Consider the following 1,778-nt stretch of genomic DNA (forward strand, 5'->3'; position numbering starts at 1 on the left):
AAAGTAGACCTTTGAAAACTGAACAAAGTTTCGACAAATCAAATGTGTAGGGTCCTTAAATTTAACGATTTAAGGCAAGTAACATTTGCGAAGTCAATTCGCTTTAAGTAACAAAAACAAATAAAGAGCTAACAAGCTTTTCATTATATATGAGAGTTTGATCCTGGCTCAGGATGAACGCTGGCGGTGTGCCTAATACATGCAAGTCGAACGCATTCTCGTTTTTGATTGACGGTGCTTGCACCAGATTGAGAGAACATTTGAATGAGTGGCGGACGGGTGAGTAACACGTGGATAACCTGCCCAGAAGTGGGGGATAACATTTGGAAACAGATGCTAATACCGCATAAAAGTCAAAACCACATGGTTTTGATTTAAAAGATGGCCTTGTGCTATCACTTTTGGATGGATCCGCGGTGTATTAGCTAGTTGGTAAGGTAAAGGCTTACCAAGGCAATGATACATAGCCGAACTGAGAGGTTGATCGGCCACAATGGGACTGAGACACGGCCCATACTCCTACGGGAGGCAGCAGTAGGGAATCTTCCACAATGGACGAAAGTCTGATGGAGCAACACCGCGTGAGTGAAGAAGGGTTTCGGCTCGTAAAACTCTGTTGTTGGAGAAGAACGTATGTGATAGTAACTGATCATGTAGTGACGGTATCCAACCAGAAAGCCACGGCTAACTACGTGCCAGCAGCCGCGGTAATACGTAGGTGGCAAGCGTTATCCGGATTTATTGGGCGTAAAGCGAGCGCAGGCGGTTTTTTAAGTCTGATGTGAAAGCCTTCGGCTTAACCGAAGAAGTGCATCGGAAACTGGGAAACTTGAGTGCAGAAGAGGACAGTGGAACTCCATGTGTAGCGGTGAAATGCGTAGATATATGGAAGAACACCAGTGGCGAAGGCGGCTGTCTGGTCTGTAACTGACGCTGAGGCTCGAAAGCATGGGTAGCGAACAGGATTAGATACCCTGGTAGTCCATGCCGTAAACGATGAATGCTAGGTGTTGGAGGGTTTCCGCCCTTCGGTGCCGCAGCTAACGCATTAAGCATTCCGCCTGGGGAGTACGACCGCAAGGTTGAAACTCAAAGGAATTGACGGGGGCCCGCACAAGCGGTGGAGCATGTGGTTTAATTCGAAGCAACGCGAAGAACCTTACCAGGTCTTGACATCTAGCGCCAATCTCAGAGATGAGACGTTCCCTTCGGGGACGCTAAGACAGGTGGTGCATGGTTGTCGTCAGCTCGTGTCGTGAGATGTTGGGTTAAGTCCCGCAACGAGCGCAACCCTTATTATCAGTTGCCAGCATTCAGTTGGGCACTCTGGTGAGACTGCCGGTGACAAACCGGAGGAAGGTGGGGACGACGTCAAATCATCATGCCCCTTATGACCTGGGCTACACACGTGCTACAATGGACGGTACAACGAGTTGCGAACTCGCGAGGGTAAGCTAATCTCTTAAAACCGTTCTCAGTTCGGACTGTAGGCTGCAACTCGCCTACACGAAGTCGGAATCGCTAGTAATCGCGGATCAGCATGCCGCGGTGAATACGTTCCCGGGCCTTGTACACACCGCCCGTCACACCATGAGAGTTTGTAACACCCAAAGTCGGTGGGGTAACCTTTTAGGAGCCAGCCGCCTAAGGTGGGACAGATGATTAGGGTGAAGTCGTAACAAGGTAGCCGTAGGAGAACCTGCGGCTGGATCACCTCCTTTCTAAGGAATAAAACGGAACCTACACATCTTGTTGAAACTTTGTTTAGTTTTGAGAGG

1 rRNA gene is annotated in these 1,778 nt (G+C 49.0%); it reads left to right on the plus strand.

Annotated elements, in window-relative coordinates:
* The first annotated feature begins 145 nt into the window (after nt 1-145).
* Nucleotides 146-1,721 (plus strand): 16S ribosomal RNA (locus WDC_RS09170).
* Nucleotides 1,722-1,778 lie beyond the last annotated feature (57 nt).

Source organism: Paucilactobacillus wasatchensis, assembly GCF_000876205.1.
Lineage (GTDB): Bacteria > Bacillota > Bacilli > Lactobacillales > Lactobacillaceae > Paucilactobacillus > Paucilactobacillus wasatchensis.